We start from the raw sequence: 16,825 nt of genomic DNA on the forward strand, positions 1-16,825 counted from the left end.
CTCAGTTCCGCGGTCCGACGCGCTCGGCGTTTTCCATGCCGCCGCGCCCCGGCCGTGCCGCGCCACCCTCGGGCTCTGCGCGCAGACCCAGCGAGATCAGCAGCGACGACGACACGTAGATCGACGAATAAGTGCCGACGAAAATGCCCAGGATCATCGCCGCGGTGAACCCGCGCAGCACGTGACCGCCCAGGAACAGCAAGGCGGCGAGCGCGAGCAGGATCGTGACCGAGGTCATCACGGTGCGCGGCAGCGTCTCGTTCACCGAGAGGTTGATGATCTCGCGCATCTCCATCTTGCGATAGCGGCGCATATTCTCGCGGATGCGGTCGTCGATCACGATCTTGTCGTTGATCGAGTAACCGATGATCGTCAGCACCGCCGCGACGATGTTCAGGTCGAACTCGAACTGCGTCAACGCGAAGAAACCGAGCGTCATCAGCAGATCGTGGACGATCGCGACGATCGTCGACACGCCGAACTGCCATTCGAAGCGGAAGATCGCGAATAGGCCGATGCCCAGGATCGCGAGCACGATCGCGATCGCGCCGTTGCGCACCAGCTCGCCCGACACCTTGCCCGACACAGTCGAGTAACGCAGGAACGTCGCGCCGGGGAAGCGGGCTGCGAGCGCGGTCTCGACCTTCTTCACCGCGGCGTTGGTCGCGCCCTCATCGCCGCCTTTCTGGACCGGCAGGCGGATCGTCAGCGTGGTGCCGTCACCGATCGGCTGGATGTTCGCCTCGCCGACGTTCTGCTCTTCGATGACGCCGCGAACCTGGTCGATCGGCGGCTGCGACGCGAACCGCTCCTCGATCATCAACCCGCCCTCGAAATCGACGCCGAAGTTGAGCCCCTTGTACACGGTGATCCCGACCGCCAGCAGGCTGAGCAGCAGCGTCAGCGCGAACGCGATCCCGCGCAGCCGCACGAAGTCGATGTTGGTGTTGTCGGGGACGAGCTTGAGAAGTTTCATGTGGTGCGTGCCCGGCTCAGATGTTGATCGTCTTGGGCTTGGTGCGGCGCACCCAACCGGCGACGAGCATGCGGGTAAAGGTGACGGCGGTGAACACGCTGGTCGCGATGCCGATCAGCAGCACCACCGCGAACCCCTTCACCGGCCCCGATCCCAGCAGGAACATGATGATGCCCGAGATGGCGTGGGTCACGTTCGCTTCGAAGATCGTCCGGCTCGCTTCCTTGTAGCCGAGCTCGACCGATTGGACGACGCTGCGCCCGCGGTGGAATTCTTCGCGGATGCGCTCGTTGATCAGCACGTTGGCGTCGACCGCGGTGCCGATCGTCAGCACGAAGCCCGCGATGCCCGGCAGCGTCAACGTACCGTTGATCAGCGCCAGCACACCCAGGATGACGAACACGTTGATGACGACCGCCAGATTCGCGTACGCGCCGAACCGACCATAGGTCACCAGCATGAACGCGACCACCAGCGCGACCGCCACCGCGCTGGCGAGAATGCCCGCACGGATCGAGTCGGCGCCGAGATCCGGCCCGACCGTCGATTCCTCCACCACCTTCAACGCGACCGGCAGCTTGCCCGAGCGCAGCGCGATCGCCAGCGCGTTGGCGCTCTCGGTCGTGAACCCGCCGTTGATCGACGCACGGCCGCCAAGGATCGGCTCGTTGATGTTGGGCGCGGAGATCACGCTGTTGTCGAGGATGATGGCGAACGGCTTGTTGACGTTCTCCTGCGTCGTGCGCGCGAAGCGGCGACCGCCCTGCGCGTCGAACGTGATCGACACCTGCGGCGCGTTGGTCTGCTGGTCGAACTCCTGCCGCGCGTCGGACAGCATGTCGCCGGTGATGATCGCCGAACGCTTCACCGCGATGAAGGGGATGCCCTGCGGATTGCCCGGATAAGGCAGCACTTGGCTGCCCGCCGGGGCCTGCCCCTTGGCGAGCTGCGCCGGATCGGCGTTCTGGTCGACCAGCTTGAACTCGAGCTTGGCGGTCTTGCCCAGCAGGTCCTTCAGCGCCTGCGGGTTCTGCAACCCCGGCACCTGCACGACGATGCGGTTCGATCCCTGGCGGATGATCGTCGGCTCGCGCGTGCCGAGCTCGTCGATGCGGCGGCGCACGACCTCGGTCGCGTCCTGCATCGCGGTGTCGACCGCCTGCGCCAGGCCCGCCTGCGTCGGCGTCAGCACGAAGCGGCTGGTGTCGACGACCTGGATGTCCCACTCGCGCTGCCCGGTCATGCCCGCGCCGCCGCCGGTGATCGCCAGCAACCGCTCGCGTGCGGCGTCGACCTTCGACGGATCGCGCAGCAGGAACGACAATTGCCCGCCGCGGCTGGAAATCTCACCGATCTCGATCCGCGGGTTCTGGCGGCGCATTTCGGTCTGCACCTGCTCGCGCATCACCTCGATCCGGCTCGCCGCCACGTCGTTGGTGTCGGCCTCGAGCAGCAGGTAGCTGCCGCCCGCCAGGTCGAGCCCCAGGTTGATCGTCGGCGCCTTGAACGGCAGGCGCGCGGCGAGGCCGGGCACCACGCTCGGGATCGCGAGTGCGACCAGCACGGCCAGGAACGCCCAGATCGATACGACCTTCCAGCGCGGGAAATCGAGCATCGTTTCGCGTCCGCTCAGTCGTTGGCGGGCTTGGAGCCGAGCGGGGTGATCTCCGCCAGCGTCGCCTTTACCACGCGCACGCGGGTGTTGGGCGCGATCTCGACCTCGACGAACGCATCCTCGACGCGCGTGATCTTGCCGACCAGCCCGCCGGCGGTGACCACCGAATCACCCTTTTTCGCCGCCGCGACCGCGTTCTGCAGCTTGCGCACGCGCGCCTGCTGCGGCCGGATCATCAGAAAATAGAAGACGATGAAGATGAGAAACAGCGGCGCGAGACCGAGAATACCGCCGAGCGCGCCGCTCGCGGGTGCGGCGCCGCCGGCGGCCTGCGCATAAGCTGGGGAGATGAGCATCGTGTCCACGCAAAACGGAAGCGCACGCGAGGGAACCCCACGCGCAGGAAGTCCGGGGCGCTACCATCGCGCAAGGATTGGCGCAACCGGCGTGCTGTCGCGAAGCCGGTTGGGGAAGATCAGCGCATGCGATGACGATCCCAGTGATGGCACGATCAAGCGGAGCGAAGGCGCGCCAAAGCCGCACGCGCCGTTCGCGATCAACAGCAACGCGTGAAACGGTCAGCACTGGCGCAAGCTCGTCGGGAAATGACGCCCGGTCACGTCTGATCGGGCCTCCTGGTCGAGTCCGTGATAAAGGAAGCGAAAAGGGGCGAGCCAATCATCATCACCGTTACCCCGGACTTGATCCGGGGTCTCGCTTCTTCCTTCGTTTGAAGAACGCACCCACCCGCACCACCCAGCGCGCGACACATTCGCTTGCATCGCTGCGCCCACGCGCGTAATGGCCGCCGCTCGGTCGGGGCGTAGCGCAGCCTGGTAGCGCATCACACTGGGGGTGTGGGGGTCGCAGGTTCGAATCCTGTCGCCCCGACCAATCAACAGCATCGTACGCTAGTGCCAGCCGCGACGTTTTCGCGCCTCGCTGCCGCGCGCAGCTTTCCTCGATGCGGGGAGTTGAGAAGCGCGCTGCCGCTCCGCCGCAACGTGACGCTCTCCACCAAGCAACGCCGAAGCGATGCCGCACTACCCCCTCCCTGGAAGGGAGGGGCCGGGGGTGGGTAGGGTGCGCACGGACCGTGACGTGTCGCAGAGCGACCAGCCGGTCGCACGGGCATTTCGCATCTCCAATCACAGCGCTCGGCCGTGCTCAACCTCACGTAACCGACCCCACCCCTGTCCTACACGCCCGCGTTCCCCCAATGTTCTCCCGCAACACTGGGGGAGTTATAGACCATGATCGACCAACTCATTGATGCCGTCATCGATCGCGAAGGCGGCTATTCCGACCATCCCGCCGATCGCGGCGGTGCGACGCGCTTCGGCATCACCGAGGCCGTCGCGCGCGCCAACGGCTATGCCGGCGACATGCGGCATTTCTCGCGCGCCGCCGCGGTCGCCATCTATCGCCGCATCTACTGGACGCGCCCGGCCTTCGATCAGGTTGCGACCCGCGCGCCCACGCTCGCCGCCGAGCTGTTCGACACCGGCGTCAACATGGGGCCGGCGGTCGCGGTCACCTTCCTGCAGCGCGCGCTGAACGCGCTGAACCGCGGCGCGAGCGACTATCCCGATGTCGTCTTGGATGGCCGCGTCGGCGCGCAGACGCTGGCCGCGCTTGACCGCTTCCTCCTCACTCGCCGGACGAGCGGCGAAACGGTGCTCGTGAAGGCGATCGAGGCGATGCAGGGCGAATGCTACATGGCGCTTGCCGAGCAGCGCCCCGCGAACGAGGCGTTCCTCTACGGCTGGCTGGCCAACCGGCTGGGCTGAGTGCGCACCGCATCGCGTCCGACGGACCCTGACTGGTCCAGACGGGCGAAGTGGAGGCGGGCGCGAAAACGCGTTTGAACCTCCACTTCCTCCACTTCGCATTTCTGCAATCGTTCGAACCGCGCGGTTTTCCGCCGTTTCTCATCCATGAAGGAACCAACATGCCCTTCACCACCGCCCCGCTGATCGACAGGCTCGTCGCGCCGCTTGCGCAACTGCTCGACCGCGTCATTCCCGATCCGCAGACCCGTGACGCCGCCAAGCTCGAACTGCTCCGGCTGGAGCGCGACAACGAACTCGACGCGGTGCGCGCACAGATGGCCGCGCTCGTCGCCGAGGCGAACGCCGCCGATCGTTGGACCGCGCGTGCGCGCCCGTCCTTTCTTTACGTCATGTACGCGCTGCTTTTGTGGAGCATTCCGATGGGGCTGATCGCCGCGGTGCGCCCTGCTGCGGCGCAAGCGATCGCGCGCGGCATGACCGTTTATCTCAACGCTTTGCCCGAACCGCTCTACGCGCTCTTCGGCACCGGCTATCTCGGCTACACGGTTGCGCGTGAATGGGGAAAGCGCGCGCGCTGATGTCAGGCGGCGGGCGCGTCCTCGCTCGCCGCGTCTTCCTCGTCCGAGAAGGCGCGTTCGAGATAGAGTTCGGCCATCTGATAATGCGCGCGACACGCCGCCGGGTTCTCGGTCGCGCTCGCAGCCTCGATCTCGGCCTCCGCGCGGCGGTTGAAATATTCGCGATCGTCGTCGGTACGCACGCATTCTCTCCTTGGAGGAGGATGTCGCATGCGCATGTTTCCCCCGCTTTGCTACAACATAGGAAATCATACGCCGGTTTTCTGCATCATCCGCGACGGTAGCTTTGTGCCACGTCAGGCGTGCGCGCAGGGTTGGCACAATCCCGCACCGCTACCTACATGGCGCGGCATGAGCGGGAACGATCCACACGCCATGCCGGTCTGGCACGGCACCACCATTCTGTCGGTACGCCGCGGCGGCAAGGTCGTCGTCGCGGGCGATGGCCAGGTCTCGATGGGGCAGACCGTCATGAAGCCCAATGCGCGCAAGGTCCGCACCTTGGGCAAGGACGGAAAGGTCATCGGCGGCTTCGCCGGCGCGACTGCCGACGCCTTCACGCTGTTCGAGCGGTTGGAGGCGAAGCTGGAGCGCCACAACGGCCAGTTGATGCGCGCCGCGGTCGAACTCGCCAAGGATTGGCGCACCGACAAGTACCTGCGCAACCTGGAGGCGATGATGATCGTCGCCGACCGCGACGTGACCCTGATCCTGACCGGCAACGGCGACGTGCTCGAACCCGAGGCTGGCGTCGCCGCGATCGGTTCGGGCGGCAATTTCGCGCTCGCCGCCGCGCGCGCGCTGGTCGACTACGAACAGGATGCCGAGACGATCGCCAGGCGGGCGATGAAGATTGCCGCCGACGTCTGCGTTTACACCAACGATCGCCTCGTCGTCGAAACCCTCGACTCGGCCAACTGAGTTTCCCCATGCAAGACAATCTGACGCCCAAGGCGATCGTCGCCGCGCTCGACGCGCACATCATCGGACAGCGCGACGCGAAGCGTGCGGTCGCGGTCGCGCTGCGCAATCGCTGGCGCCGCCAGCGGCTTGGCGCCGATCTGCGCGACGAGGTGACGCCCAAGAACATCCTGATGATCGGGCCAACGGGGTGCGGCAAGACCGAGATCAGCCGCCGCCTGGCGAAGCTCGCCGACGCACCGTTCGTGAAGGTCGAGGCGACCAAGTTCACCGAGGTCGGCTATGTCGGTCGCGACGTCGAGCAGATCGCGCGCGACCTGGTTGAGGAAGCGGTGCGGTTAGAGAAGGAACGCCGGCGTCTCGCGGTGAAGGACAAGGCCGAGGAAGCGGCGATGAACCGCCTGCTCGACGCGCTCGTCGGAAAGGATTCGAGCCAGGCAACGCGCGAGAGCTTCCGCCAGCGCTTCCGCGACGGGCATCTCGACCAGACCGAGATCGAGCTGGAGCTGAGCCAGACCCCGCAGATGCCGTTCGATATCCCCGGCGGCGGCTCGGTCGGCATGATCAACCTGTCCGAGATGATGGGCAAGGCGTTCGGCAACAACGGTCCCAAGCAGCGCCGCAAATTGCTGGTCCCTGCCGCGTGGGAGAAGTTGGTGGAGGAAGAGGCGGATAAGCGCCTCGACCAGGACGAGGTCAGCCGCGTCGCGCTCGCCGACGCGGAGGCGAACGGGATCGTCTTCCTCGACGAGATCGACAAGATTGCGGTCTCGGACGTGCGCGGTGGCTCGGTCAGCCGCGAGGGCGTGCAGCGCGACCTGCTGCCGCTGATTGAGGGCACCACCGTGTCGACCAAATACGGGCCGATGAAGACCGATCACATCCTCTTCATCGCCAGCGGCGCCTTCCACGTCGCCAAGCCGAGCGACCTGCTGCCCGAACTCCAGGGGCGCCTGCCGATCCGCGTCGAACTGAAGGGGTTGAGCGAGGACGATTTCGTCGCAATCCTGTCCGACACCAAGGCGTCGCTGCCCGCGCAGTATAAGGCGCTGATCGCCACGGAAGGGGTCGAGGTCAGCTTCACCGACGACGGCATCCGCGCGGTCGCCCGCATCGCGGCGGAAGTGAACGGCGAGATCGAGAACATCGGCGCACGCCGATTGCAGACGGTAATGGAAAAGCTGCTGGAGGAAGTCAGCTTCGACGCCGAGGATCGCCGCGGCGAGAGCCTTGTCGTCGACGCCGCCTATGTCGAGCAGCAGCTCGCCACTGTCGCGCGCAACGCCGATCTCAGCCGCTTCGTCCTGTAGGTTGGATGGCCGGGCTGACCGCGCGTCAGCCCGGTAGCCCGATGATCGCGATCTGCCGTCCGTAATCGGGCTCGCCGCGGTGCGTCGCGCGGCGATAGCTGAAGAACCGCCGCTCATCGGCGTATGTGTCTAGCCCCAGCGCCTCGATCCGCCGCACCCCCGCCGCGGCCAGGCGGTACGCGACATAGCCTTCGAGATCGAACTGCGCATGGTCCGCTTGACCGTCGGCGAAGAAGCGCTCGTTCGCCGCGTCCGCTTCCTCGAAGCGCCGCCGGAAGCCCGCGTCGACCTCGTAGCTGGCGCGCGCGATGCACGGCCCGATCGCCGCGGTGATCCGCGCCCGCTGCGCGCCGAGTGCTTCCATCGCGTCGATCGTCGAGTCGGTGACGCCGCCGAGCGCGCCCTTCCACCCGGCATGCGCCGCGCCGATCACGCCGGCCGCCACGTCCGCCAGCAGCACCGGCGCGCAGTCCGCGGTGACGATGCCGAGCGCCAGGGCGGGATTGTCGCTCACCAGCGCGTCGGCGTGCGGGCGGACGCCGCCCGCGAACGGCGCGCGTACGGTGACGCAATCGGCGGAGTGTATCTGGTAGGGCGTCAACAACGTCGCGCCCGGCCTGACCGCCGCCAGCGCCCGCGCGCGGTTGGTGGCGACCGCGCCCCCGTCGTCGCTCGACCCAGCCCCAACGTTCAGCCCGGCGAACATGCCTTCCGACGCCCCGCCGCGCCGTCCGAGGAAACCGTGCGGCACGCCCGCCAGCACGCCCGCGCGGATCACCTCGACGCCGTCGTGGTCGGATGTGCTCACAGCGCCAGCCGCATGATCAGGTCGCGGTCGATCTGCGTACCGGTTTGAAAGGCATAGTCGCCGACGTGAACGAAGCCGTGCTTCTCGTAGAAGCGGCGCGCGCGCGCATTCTCCTCCCATACGGTCAGCAGCAGACTCGACGCGCCGCGAGATTGCGCGATCCGGCGCGACCAGTCGAGCAACGCCTGCGCGACACCGTGGCCGTGGAAATCCGCGTCGACGTAGAGCTGCCGCAATTGATGCGCGCCGCGCGCGTCCACCTCGCCCGAGAAGATCGGCGCACTCATCTTGGCATAACCGATCACGCGACCGTCGCTCAGCGCCACGCGGTAGTCGAACGCCGGATCGGGCAGGTCGCGGATCAGCGCGCCGACTTCGCCAAACGCCTCGGCGAGATAGCGCTCGATATCAGCCGGTGGTGCGCAATGGCCGAACGTGGCGAGCCACATGCGCCGCGCCATCGCATCGATGGCGGGACCGTCGTCGGGGACGGCGTCACGGTAGACGATCATCGAAAACCCGCCGGCTCGGGCCAATTGCGATGCGTGACCGCCATCACGCGGAACAACTCGCCCATCTCCTGGACCAACCGGCGGCGATCCTCTGCGACGCGCGGGCCCAATGCGGCGGCGCGCGTGTCGATGCCGAGCGCGGACAGGAACGCGCCTTGCCCGACCGGACCCGATCGCACGCAGCCGGATGCCTCCGCCGCCAGTCCGAGCGTCGCGAAATCGACGTGTGCGGTCAGATCCTGCTCGCCCGGCGCCTCGAATGGATTGGCGTAGGCGTGGCCGCGCACCGACTGCAACGTGTCGCCGATCGCCGGGCCCTCGTAACCGTAATCGACCACCAGCATCGCGCCGCCCTGCGCCTCGATCAGCGCGGCGAGCCCGGCCATGATCGCAACGCTGGCGGGTGATGTCTCGACCACCGATCCGGGCGCGGCGGCGTCGAGCGCGTCGGGCATGATCCCCGGCGGCATCGCACCGCCCGCGATCGGCAGGAACAAGGTGTCCTGACACGCGACCAGTCGCTCGCGCCAGCCATCGGGTCCGCGCACCAATTGGCGGATCGGCAGCGCGTCGAAGAATTCGTTGGCGACGACGATCAGCGCGCGGTCACCCGGCAGGGTCGACACGTCGTCGTGCCACGTCGCGTCGGGCACGGCACGCGCCTGAACGCCGCGCAACGCCGGACTGTTCTCGACGAAGTGGACCGGCGGCGTCAGCCCCGCCGCGCGCATCGCCCGCAGCGCATCGGCGGTCAGCGTGCCGCGTCCGGGGCCGAGCTCGACCCATGCGACTTCGGGTCGCCCGGCGCGATCCCACAGGTCGGCCGCCCACAGCCCGATCAGCTCGCCGAACATCTGGCTGATCTCAGGCGCGGTGGTGAAATCGCCTGCGGCGCCGATCGGATCGCGCGTCGCGTAATAATGCGCGTTGGCGGCGGCCATGAACTGGCTGACAGGGATCGGCCCGCCGAGCGTAATCGCGCGCGCCAGCCGCTCAGCGAGCAGCGGCTCGCCGGTCGGAGCGCCTGGCGGCGGCACCAGCGGATGATTGCTCAGGCGACGCTCTCCAGGCCGACCGTGGGCTCGATCCGCTGCCGCCGGCCGGGTGCCGTCGCGATCAGGAACGCGCCGCCCAGGATCATCGGAATGCACAGCACCTGACCCATGTGGATCGTGTTGGCGAAGAAGGTGCCGGCGAACTGCGCGTCGGGTTCGCGGAAGAATTCGACGATGAACCGCGCGATGCCATAGCCGAGCAGGAACAGCCCGACGAGCTTGCCCGGCTGGTACCGCGCCTTGGTACGCCAGAAGAAGAACCACAGCAGCAGGAACAGGCAGATGCCCTCCAGCCCAGCTTCGTACAGCTGGCTCGGGTGACGCGCCGGTTCGACGAACCCGGTCGGCACCGTACGCTCGAACACGATCGCCCAGGGCACGTCGGCGGGCTTGCCCCACAATTCGCCGTTCACGAAGTTGGCGAGGCGCCCGAAGAACAGCCCGAACGGCACCACGCAGGCAACGTAATCGTGGATGCGCAGCCAATTGAGCCCGTGCTTGCGCGCGAACCAGATGATCCCGAGCGACGTGCCGATCACCCCGCCATGGAACGACATGCCGCCGTCCCAGAGCCTGAGGATGCGCAAGGGAGATGACAGCATCTCGGGCGCGTAGAACAGCACATAGCCGATCCGCCCGCCCAGGATGATGCCGAGCGTCGCATAGAAGACCAGATCGTCGGCGTGGCGCCGCGCCATCGGTGCGCCGGGCTGAGCGAGCAGTTTCAGCAGGTACAACCAGCCGACGACGATGCCCGCGATATAGGCGAGGCTGTACCAGCGCAGCGTGAAGAAGCCGAGCGTGAACACGTCGGGGTGCAGGCCCAGATCGGCGAAGCGGATATGGCCGGTGCCCGAATAGGCGGCATCGGCGAGCATGGACAGGATCAAGGCTTTCCCCTCAGCATCGCCGCCTCCATAAGGAGCCGCAAGCACAAGACCAAGCCCAAGGCCTGGATCAAAGCGGAGAGAATGATGCGAACCGAGCTCGACCAGCGGATGGATGCGGTGATGGGCGCGATGACCGGCCCTGGCGGCCAGTTGCCGCTCGGCCAGGTCGAGCGCTTTGGTCGATCCTTGCCCTACATCGCCGCCGCTCCGCCGACACTCACCGCTTATTTCGCGCATTTCTGTACCCAGCACGCCGAGGCCGAGTTCCTGATCGCGGGTGAGGAGCGGCTGACCTTCGGGCAGGTGCATGCCGCAGCCCGGCAGGTCGCCGACGCGCTGGTCGGGCATTACGGCGTTGCCAAGGGTGACCGCGTCGGCATCGCCGCGCGCAATTCGCCGTCGTGGATCGTGCTCTACATGGGTATCCTGATGGCGGGCGGCACCGCGACGCTGCTCAACGGCTGGTGGCAGGCCGAGGAGTTCGAATCGGCGATCCGCGACGTCGGTGTCAGCCTAATCTTCGCCGATCTGCCGCGCGCCAAGCGGCTGGCCGGCATCGAGGGCGTGTCGGCTCGCGTGGAGACGTTCGACGATCTGCGGCCGCTGAGCGAGGCGATCGCGGGCATCGTGGCGCACGCGTCGGGGGCGATGTTGCCGACGCTCGCCGGCGATGATCGGGCGACCATCCTGTTCACCTCGGGCTCCACGGGCAAGTCGAAGGGGGCGCTCTCCACCCACTTTCAGGTGGTGCAGGGCATCTTCAACTATCTCGCTTCCGCGCTGATGATGCTGGGGCTCGCCACGCAGGACGGCACCGCCAGCACGCTTCAGCCCGCGACGCTGCTCAACGTGCCCTTGTTCCACGTCACTGCCGAGGTGCCGGTATTCCTGCAAAGCATGGCGATCGGGCGCAAGCTCGTGCTGATGCCGAAATGGGACGCGGAGGAAGCGATGCGGCTGATCGAGCGTGAACAGGTCACCTATTTCGTCGGCGTGCCGCTGATGAGCTTCGAGATGCTGACGCATCCGAATCGCGCCAAATACGACCTGTCGACGCTCGCCGACATCGCCGCGGGCGGCGCCCCGCGCCCCGTCGAGCACGTGAAGCGGATCGACGCCGAGATGGAGGGCGCGCCGCTGATCGGTTATGGCCTGACTGAGACCAACGGCATCGGCACCGGCAATTGGCGCGGCAATTACATCGCCAAACCTAATTCGGCGGGCCGCGCGTCGCCGCCGCTGGTCGACCTCGCGATCCTCGACGATGCCGGCCATCCGGTTGCGCAGGGCGAGCGCGGCGAGGTGTGCATCCGCTCGGCGGCCTGCTTCGAGGAATATTGGAACAACCCGCAGGCGACCGCCGACGCGTTCACCAGCGACGGTTACTTCCGCACCGGTGACATCGGCTATCTCGACGAGGACGGTTACCTTTTCATCGTCGATCGCAAGAAGGACATCATCATCCGCGGCGGCGAGAACATCAGCTGCCAGGAGGTCGAGGCCGCATTGTACGAACATCCCGAGGTTGCCGAGGCCGCGGTTTTCGGGCTTCCGGACGAACGCTATGGCGAGGTGCCCGGCGCGGTGGTCCATCTGGCGCATCCGGGCGTGATCGAATCGGAAGATCTGGTCGCCTTCCTCACGCCGCACATCGCCGCGTTCAAGGTGCCGCAGAAGATCTGGATCGCGGACGATCCGCTGCCGCGGCTCGGCACCGAGAAGATCGACAAGGTGTCGCTGCGCCAGAAGTATCGTGCGTTGGCGGTGACGGAGAGCGTGTAGCGCTGGGGCTCCGTCGAAAGCCGCCTTTCGGCTACATCCAGCCGGCGGCGACTTTCGGGAGAATGTGGAACGCTGGTAGTTTGGTTCGGTCAAAAACGGTTCTACAGACGCGGGATGGCCTCGCTTACCCGCCGCAATGTCCTCGTCGCCGGTGGTGCCGGGATCGGGCTGGTGGTCGGCTGGGCCGCGTGGCCGCGCCGTTACGTGCCCAACCTGGCGGTCGCCGACGACGAGACGTTGTTCGGGCCATACCTCAAGATCGCGCGCGATGGCCGCGTGATCGTCGCCGTGCCGCAGGTGGAGCACGGGCAGGGCGTTTTCACCACCTTGCCGCAGATCGTGGCCGACGAACTGGGTGCCGACTGGCGCACCGTGTCGGTCGAGGCCGCGCCCGCGAACCCGCTTTACGCCAATCCGCTCGCCGCCGATGTCCTGTTCGCCGGCGCGTTTTATCATGTGCCAGAGCGTTTGCGCGACGAGCATTGGACACGCGACGCGCTGATGCTCACCGCCGGGTCGACGTCGGTCCGCCGCTTCGAACAACCGCTTCGCGAAGCCGGCGCTGCGGCACGGCTGCTGTTGTGCAAGGCCGCGGCGGCGCGCTGGGACGCGGATTGGCAGCAGTGCGACACTGCCGACGGGTTCGTCATCTTCGGCGATCGTCGGCTGCGCTTCGGAGAGTTGGCCGAAGCCGCAGCGGGCGAGACGCTACCCGATGAGCTGCCGCTGCGTTTTGGCGACAACGGGCGATTGAGCGGGCAATCGCTGCCGCGGCTCGATACGCCGGCAAAGGTCGACGGCTCGGCCAATTTCGCCGCCGACATCCGCTTGCCCGACATGGTCTTCGCCAGCATCCGCCAAGGTCCGATCGGCGCGTCGCGGCTGCGATCGTTCAACCGGGCAGCGGCGGAGCGCGTGCGCGGTGTGACCGCCATCGTCGCGCGCGAACGGTGGATTGCGGTTGCTGCCAACAGTTGGTGGGCCGCTAATCACGCACTCGGCAAACTGGATCCCCGCTTCGAGACGACCGGCCCCATTATCGACTCGGCGTCGATGCACCACGCGCTGGACCAGGCGCTGGAGGGTGATGGCTTCCGCGTTGCCGAGGTTGGCGACTTGTCCGCGGTGTTTCGCGGCGCGCGCATCTATAGCGCCGATTATCACGCCGATCTCGCGCTGCACCCCGCGCTGGAGACGCCCAGCGCCACGGCGCATTGGCGAAACGATCGGCTCGAACTCTGGATCGCCACCCAGGCGCCGACGATCGCACGCGAGGCCGCCGCCACCACGATCGGGGTGTCGGCGGAGCGGGTCATCGTCCACCCGATGCTCGTCGGCGGTTCGTTCGGCGCGGCACTCGAACCCGAAGTCGCGGCGCAGGCAGCGGAGCTCGCGCTCGAGTTGAAGCGGCCGGTGCAATTAACATGGTCTCGCGGCGAGGCGGCGTTGCGCGACACCTTTCGTGCGCCCGCACGTGCACGAATGAGCGCGCGGCTCGCCGCCAACGGCGCAATCGTCGGATGGCAGGCGAAGATTGCGGCGCCCGCGATTGGTGCCGAACTTGCCGCGCGCTTGCTGCCTCACGATCCGATGCGGCGTGCGGCGGCAGGTCTGCCGGGCGGTGCGGATGGTTACGCCATGTCGGGTGCGGTGCCGCCGTACCGCTTGCCCGCATTCGCGATCGACCATCATCCCGCCGACATCCGGATACCGGTCGGGCACATGCGCGGGCTCGCGGATGGCTTCAATGCATTCTTCACCGAATGCTTCATCGACGAGCTCGCGCACGCCGCGGGGAACGAGCCGATGAGCTACCGCATCGGCATGCTCGGCGACAACGTCCGGCTCGCGCGCTGTCTGACGACGGTGTCGGCGCTCGGCGGCTGGGGCGGCGGCGTGCCAGCCAGCGGAGTTGCGAGTGGGCAGGGGATCGCCTGCCACGCGGTCGCGGGCAGCTTCATCGCGGTAATGGCGGAGGCGCGGGTCGACGATGCCGGTCGCGTGCGTGTCGACCGGCTGGTCGCGGCGGTCGATTGCGGTCGCGTGATCAACCCCGACGTCGTGCGCCAGCAGATCGAGGGCGGGCTGATCTTGGGCGTCGTGCTCGCGACCGGGTGCGGGACGCAGATCGAGCGCAATCTCGCGACCACGCGCCTGTTCGGCGACTTCGACCTGCCGACGCTGTCCACCGCGCCCGAGATCACGCTGGAGGTGATCGCCAGCGACGCCGATCCCGGCGGCGTGTCGGACCTCGGGATACCGGCGGTCGCTCCGGCCGTTGCCAACGCACTGCGTGCCGCGACCGGCGCGCGCCTCCGCTCGATCCCTCTACGCCCTCGTATCTGAGACCCGCTTCATGATTCCTGCCGGCCATCCTGCCATTCCCGCACCGCGCATCGGCGTGCTGTTGATGAACCTCGGCACGCCTGACGGTCCCGACCCGAAGTCGGTGAAACGCTATCTGGCCGAGTTCCTGTCCGACCGCCGGGTAGTCGAACTGCCGCCGATTGCGTGGCAGCCGATCCTGCGCGGGGTGATCCTGACCACGCGTCCGAAGAAATCGGCGCACGCTTACGGCCAGGTATGGCGCGAGGATGGTTCGCCGCTCGCCGCTATCACCCGTGCGCAGGCACTCGCGCTGAAGGACGCGTTCGGTGACCGCGTGATGGTCGATTGGGCGATGCGTTACGGTCGTCCTGCGATCGCCGATCGGCTGCAGGCGATGAAGGACGCCGGGTGCGAGCGCGTCCTGCTGGCGCCGCTCTACCCGCAATATTGCGCCGCGACGACCGCGACCGCCAACGACAAGGCGTTCGCCAAGCTCGCGACGATGCGCTGGCAACCCGCGATCCGGACGCTGCCGCCCTATTACGACGATCCCGCTTATATAGACGCACTTGCGAACAGCGTGCGCGAGGGCCTTGCCGCGCTCGATTTTACGCCAGACGTCGTGATGGCGAGCTTCCACGGCATGCCGCAACGGACGCTCGAACTCGGCGACCCATACCACTGCCATTGCCAGAAAACCGCGCGACTGCTCGGCGAGGCGCTGAACATGCCGCTGACGATCACCTTTCAGTCTCGCTTCGGCCGCGCAAAGTGGCTCGAACCCGCCACCGACACCGTGCTCGCGGCGATGCCGGGCAGGGGCGTCAAGAAGGTCGCGATCGTCGCACCCGGCTTCTCGGCCGACTGTGTCGAGACGTTGGAGGAACTCACTATCCGCGGGCGCGAGACGTTCGAGGAAGCAGGCGGCACCCACTTCGCCTATCTGCCGTGCCTGAACGACAGCGCGCGCGGCATCGAAATGTTACGTAGCGTCATCGCGCGCGAGCTTGAAGGCTGGACGCCGCGCCCTTAGCCTGCGCCTCGAACATGGAGAGGACGGTCGATGGCACGCGTAGCGATTGTGACGGGCGGAACACGTGGCATCGGTGAGGCGATCAGCGTCGCGCTGCGCGACCAAGGGGTGACGGTCGCGGCCAATTACGCCGGCAACGACGAACGCGCGCGCGACTTTACCGAGCGGACGGGGATCGCCGCCTTTAAGTGGAACGTGGCGGATTACGACGCCTGTCAGGACGGTGTGGCGCGCGTCGCCGACGAATTGGGCCCGGTCGACGCGCTGGTCAACAACGCCGGGATCACGCGCGACGGCACGATCATGAAGCTCAGCTACGAAATGTGGCGCGAGGTGATCGACACCAATCTAGGCGGCTGTTTTAACATGGCGAAGGCGGTGTTCCCCGGCATGCGCGACCGCAAATGGGGACGGATCGTCAACATCGGCTCGATCAACGGCCAGGCCGGGCAATACGGGCAGGTGAATTATGCCGCGGCCAAGAGCGGCATTCATGGGTTCACCAAGGCCTTGTCGCAGGAAGGTGCGCGCGCCGGCATCACCGTGAACGCGATCGCGCCCGGTTATATCGACACCGACATGGTCGCCGCGGTGCCGGCCGACGTGCTGGAGAAGATCGTCGCGAAGATCCCGGTCGGCCGCCTCGGTCAGGCGCAGGAGATCGCACGTGGCGTGGCGTTCCTGTGTTCCGAGGATGCAGGGTTCGTGACTGGGTCGACGCTGAGCATCAACGGCGGACAGCATATGTACTGACGGGCGCAGGCGCGTCGGCGTAGCGACGGCGCCGGTGCGCGCGGCGCAGCCGACGCGCAGCGCCCGGCACGGCCGGCGGGTCGCGCCAGCGATCCCGTTCGACGTCATGGCGGCGGCTTCGCCGTCGCCGCGGCTGGGCTGAGCCGAACGTCAGCGGCGTTACAAGTCAGCGACGCTTGATGATCGTGGCGACGCGCCAAGTCGCAAAGCTATCCCTCGCACCGGAGCGACGGCAAAGCCGCCGCCGTGACGTCGGACGGGATCGGCTCTCGCCGACCCGCCGGCCGGTTCGTGCGCCGCGCTGTGCGCGACGGCCCGCGAGCGGGCCTGCGCACGAACACAACGGGCCGGTCGCCTTTCGGCAACCGGCCCGCGCCCCCGGTACGCTACGCGAGGGAACTCGATACGCTACGCGAGTAAGGGAGGGCGGCGCGGGGCGAACCGCTGAAGGTTCATCGCCGCGCCGGCCAA

At 67.3% G+C, this 16,825-nt stretch carries 17 protein-coding genes and 1 tRNA gene; 10 read left to right on the forward strand and 8 right to left on the reverse strand.

Annotated features, from left to right (window positions below; genetic code table 11):
* Position 1: 1 nt before the first annotated feature.
* Genes secF through yajC form a run of 3 tightly spaced genes read right to left on the reverse strand, consistent with a single transcriptional unit; the run spans position 2 to position 2,947 of the window.
* Positions 2-976, reverse strand: coding sequence for a protein translocase subunit SecF (secF, locus tag HRV97_RS00210; RefSeq protein WP_174191702.1), 975 nt, complete (start codon positions 974-976; stop codon positions 2-4).
* Between the two features lie 16 nt (positions 977-992).
* Positions 993-2,591 carry a protein translocase subunit SecD gene (gene secD, locus HRV97_RS00215; protein ID WP_174191703.1) on the reverse strand — a complete coding sequence of 533 codons (1,599 nt, stop codon included), beginning with the start codon at positions 2,589-2,591 and terminating at the stop codon, positions 993-995.
* A 14-nt stretch (positions 2,592-2,605) separates the two neighbouring features.
* Positions 2,606-2,947, reverse strand: coding sequence for a preprotein translocase subunit YajC (yajC, locus tag HRV97_RS00220; RefSeq protein ID WP_174191704.1), 342 nt, complete (start codon positions 2,945-2,947; stop codon positions 2,606-2,608).
* Between yajC and HRV97_RS00225 the strand changes: the two genes are divergently transcribed.
* The 4 genes from HRV97_RS00225 to HRV97_RS00240 all read left to right on the forward strand — a co-directional run bounded on the left by HRV97_RS00225 (position 2,940) and on the right by HRV97_RS00240 (position 4,962).
* Positions 2,940-3,164: a hypothetical protein gene (locus HRV97_RS00225; RefSeq protein WP_174191705.1), complete on the forward strand. Its 225-nt coding sequence runs from the start codon at positions 2,940-2,942 to the stop codon at positions 3,162-3,164. The two genes, yajC and HRV97_RS00225, sit on opposite strands and share 8 nt — an antisense overlap.
* A gap of 244 nt (positions 3,165-3,408) precedes the next feature.
* A tRNA-Pro gene (locus tag HRV97_RS00230) sits at positions 3,409-3,485 on the forward strand.
* 359 nt (positions 3,486-3,844) lie between these two features.
* Entirely contained in the window at positions 3,845-4,381 is a 537-nt protein-coding gene (locus HRV97_RS00235) for a glycoside hydrolase family 108 protein (RefSeq protein ID WP_174191706.1), read from the forward strand.
* Positions 4,382-4,542: 161 nt separating this feature from the next.
* On the forward strand, positions 4,543-4,962 hold the full coding sequence (locus tag HRV97_RS00240; protein WP_174191707.1) for a 3TM-type holin: 420 nt from the start codon (positions 4,543-4,545) through the stop codon (positions 4,960-4,962).
* 2 nt (positions 4,963-4,964) lie between these two features.
* On the opposite strand, the gene HRV97_RS00245 is transcribed toward HRV97_RS00240, so the two are convergent.
* On the reverse strand, positions 4,965-5,144 hold the full coding sequence (locus HRV97_RS00245; RefSeq protein ID WP_246248469.1) for a hypothetical protein: 180 nt from the start codon (positions 5,142-5,144) through the stop codon (positions 4,965-4,967).
* A gap of 193 nt (positions 5,145-5,337) precedes the next feature.
* Between HRV97_RS00245 and hslV the strand changes: the two genes are divergently transcribed.
* Both hslV and hslU read left to right on the forward strand, forming a co-directional pair.
* Entirely contained in the window at positions 5,338-5,883 is a 546-nt protein-coding gene (gene hslV, locus HRV97_RS00250) for an ATP-dependent protease subunit HslV (RefSeq protein WP_174192549.1), read from the forward strand.
* Between the two features lie 8 nt (positions 5,884-5,891).
* Complete coding sequence (hslU, locus tag HRV97_RS00255) at positions 5,892-7,193, forward strand: ATP-dependent protease ATPase subunit HslU (protein WP_174191709.1); 1,302 nt, start codon at positions 5,892-5,894, stop codon at positions 7,191-7,193.
* A 25-nt stretch (positions 7,194-7,218) separates the two neighbouring features.
* Here the strand turns inward: hslU and pgeF are convergent, their stop codons facing one another.
* Genes pgeF through lgt form a run of 4 tightly spaced genes read right to left on the reverse strand, consistent with a single transcriptional unit; the run spans position 7,219 to position 10,458 of the window.
* The gene (gene pgeF / locus HRV97_RS00260; protein WP_343044400.1) at positions 7,219-8,001 is read right to left on the reverse strand and encodes a peptidoglycan editing factor PgeF; all 783 of its coding nucleotides are present in this window, start codon (positions 7,999-8,001) and stop codon (positions 7,219-7,221) included.
* Positions 7,998-8,513: a GNAT family N-acetyltransferase gene (locus tag HRV97_RS17310; RefSeq protein WP_246248470.1), complete on the reverse strand. Its 516-nt coding sequence runs from the start codon at positions 8,511-8,513 to the stop codon at positions 7,998-8,000. Before HRV97_RS17310 ends, pgeF begins: the two co-directional genes overlap by 4 nt.
* A complete protein-coding gene (locus tag HRV97_RS00265) occupies positions 8,510-9,550 on the reverse strand; it encodes a class I SAM-dependent methyltransferase (RefSeq protein ID WP_174191711.1) in 1,041 nt (346 codons plus the stop codon). The genes HRV97_RS17310 and HRV97_RS00265 overlap by 4 nt, the downstream gene beginning before the upstream one ends.
* A 14-nt stretch (positions 9,551-9,564) precedes the next feature.
* Entirely contained in the window at positions 9,565-10,458 is an 894-nt protein-coding gene (gene lgt / locus HRV97_RS00270; protein ID WP_174191712.1) for a prolipoprotein diacylglyceryl transferase, read from the reverse strand.
* Positions 10,459-10,542: 84 nt separating this feature from the next.
* Between lgt and HRV97_RS00275 the strand changes: the two genes are divergently transcribed.
* From HRV97_RS00275 to phbB, 4 genes are all read left to right on the forward strand, one after another.
* Positions 10,543-12,240 (forward strand): class I adenylate-forming enzyme family protein, encoded by a 1,698-nt coding sequence (locus tag HRV97_RS00275; protein ID WP_174192550.1) that lies wholly within the window; start codon positions 10,543-10,545, stop codon positions 12,238-12,240.
* 114 nt (positions 12,241-12,354) lie between these two features.
* Positions 12,355-14,586 (forward strand): xanthine dehydrogenase family protein molybdopterin-binding subunit, encoded by a 2,232-nt coding sequence (locus HRV97_RS00280; RefSeq protein WP_174191713.1) that lies wholly within the window; start codon positions 12,355-12,357, stop codon positions 14,584-14,586.
* Positions 14,587-14,596: 10 nt separating this feature from the next.
* Positions 14,597-15,601, forward strand: coding sequence for a ferrochelatase (hemH, locus tag HRV97_RS00285; RefSeq protein WP_174191714.1), 1,005 nt, complete (start codon positions 14,597-14,599; stop codon positions 15,599-15,601).
* Between the two features lie 30 nt (positions 15,602-15,631).
* Positions 15,632-16,354, forward strand: a complete 723-nt coding sequence (gene phbB, locus HRV97_RS00290; RefSeq protein ID WP_174191715.1) for an acetoacetyl-CoA reductase — start codon at positions 15,632-15,634, stop codon at positions 16,352-16,354.
* The last annotated feature ends 471 nt before the right edge of the window (positions 16,355-16,825 follow it).

This window comes from Sphingomonas hominis, from assembly GCF_013328205.1.
In the GTDB taxonomy this organism is placed as follows: Bacteria; Pseudomonadota; Alphaproteobacteria; order Sphingomonadales; family Sphingomonadaceae; genus Sphingomonas; species Sphingomonas hominis.

What these genes read in the sequence shown, in the direction of transcription:
- secF (WP_174191702.1), bottom strand. Translation starts at nt 976, where the DNA reads ATGAAACTTCTCAAGCTCGTCCCCGACAACACCAACATCGACTTCGTG.
- secD (WP_174191703.1), bottom strand. Translation starts at nt 2,591, where the DNA reads ATGCTCGATTTCCCGCGCTGGAAGGTCGTATCGATCTGGGCGTTCCTG.
- HRV97_RS00225 (WP_174191705.1), top strand. Translation starts at nt 2,940, where the DNA reads ATGAGCATCGTGTCCACGCAAAACGGAAGCGCACGCGAGGGAACCCCA.
- yajC (WP_174191704.1), bottom strand. Translation starts at nt 2,947, where the DNA reads ATGCTCATCTCCCCAGCTTATGCGCAGGCCGCCGGCGGCGCCGCACCC.
- HRV97_RS00235 (WP_174191706.1), top strand. Translation starts at nt 3,845, where the DNA reads ATGATCGACCAACTCATTGATGCCGTCATCGATCGCGAAGGCGGCTAT.
- HRV97_RS00240 (WP_174191707.1), top strand. Translation starts at nt 4,543, where the DNA reads ATGCCCTTCACCACCGCCCCGCTGATCGACAGGCTCGTCGCGCCGCTT.
- hslV (WP_174192549.1), top strand. Translation starts at nt 5,338, where the DNA reads ATGCCGGTCTGGCACGGCACCACCATTCTGTCGGTACGCCGCGGCGGC.
- hslU (WP_174191709.1), top strand. Translation starts at nt 5,892, where the DNA reads ATGCAAGACAATCTGACGCCCAAGGCGATCGTCGCCGCGCTCGACGCG.
- HRV97_RS17310 (WP_246248470.1), bottom strand. Translation starts at nt 8,513, where the DNA reads ATGATCGTCTACCGTGACGCCGTCCCCGACGACGGTCCCGCCATCGAT.
- HRV97_RS00275 (WP_174192550.1), top strand. Translation starts at nt 10,543, where the DNA reads ATGCGAACCGAGCTCGACCAGCGGATGGATGCGGTGATGGGCGCGATG.
- HRV97_RS00280 (WP_174191713.1), top strand. Translation starts at nt 12,355, where the DNA reads ATGGCCTCGCTTACCCGCCGCAATGTCCTCGTCGCCGGTGGTGCCGGG.
- hemH (WP_174191714.1), top strand. Translation starts at nt 14,597, where the DNA reads ATGATTCCTGCCGGCCATCCTGCCATTCCCGCACCGCGCATCGGCGTG.
- phbB (WP_174191715.1), top strand. Translation starts at nt 15,632, where the DNA reads ATGGCACGCGTAGCGATTGTGACGGGCGGAACACGTGGCATCGGTGAG.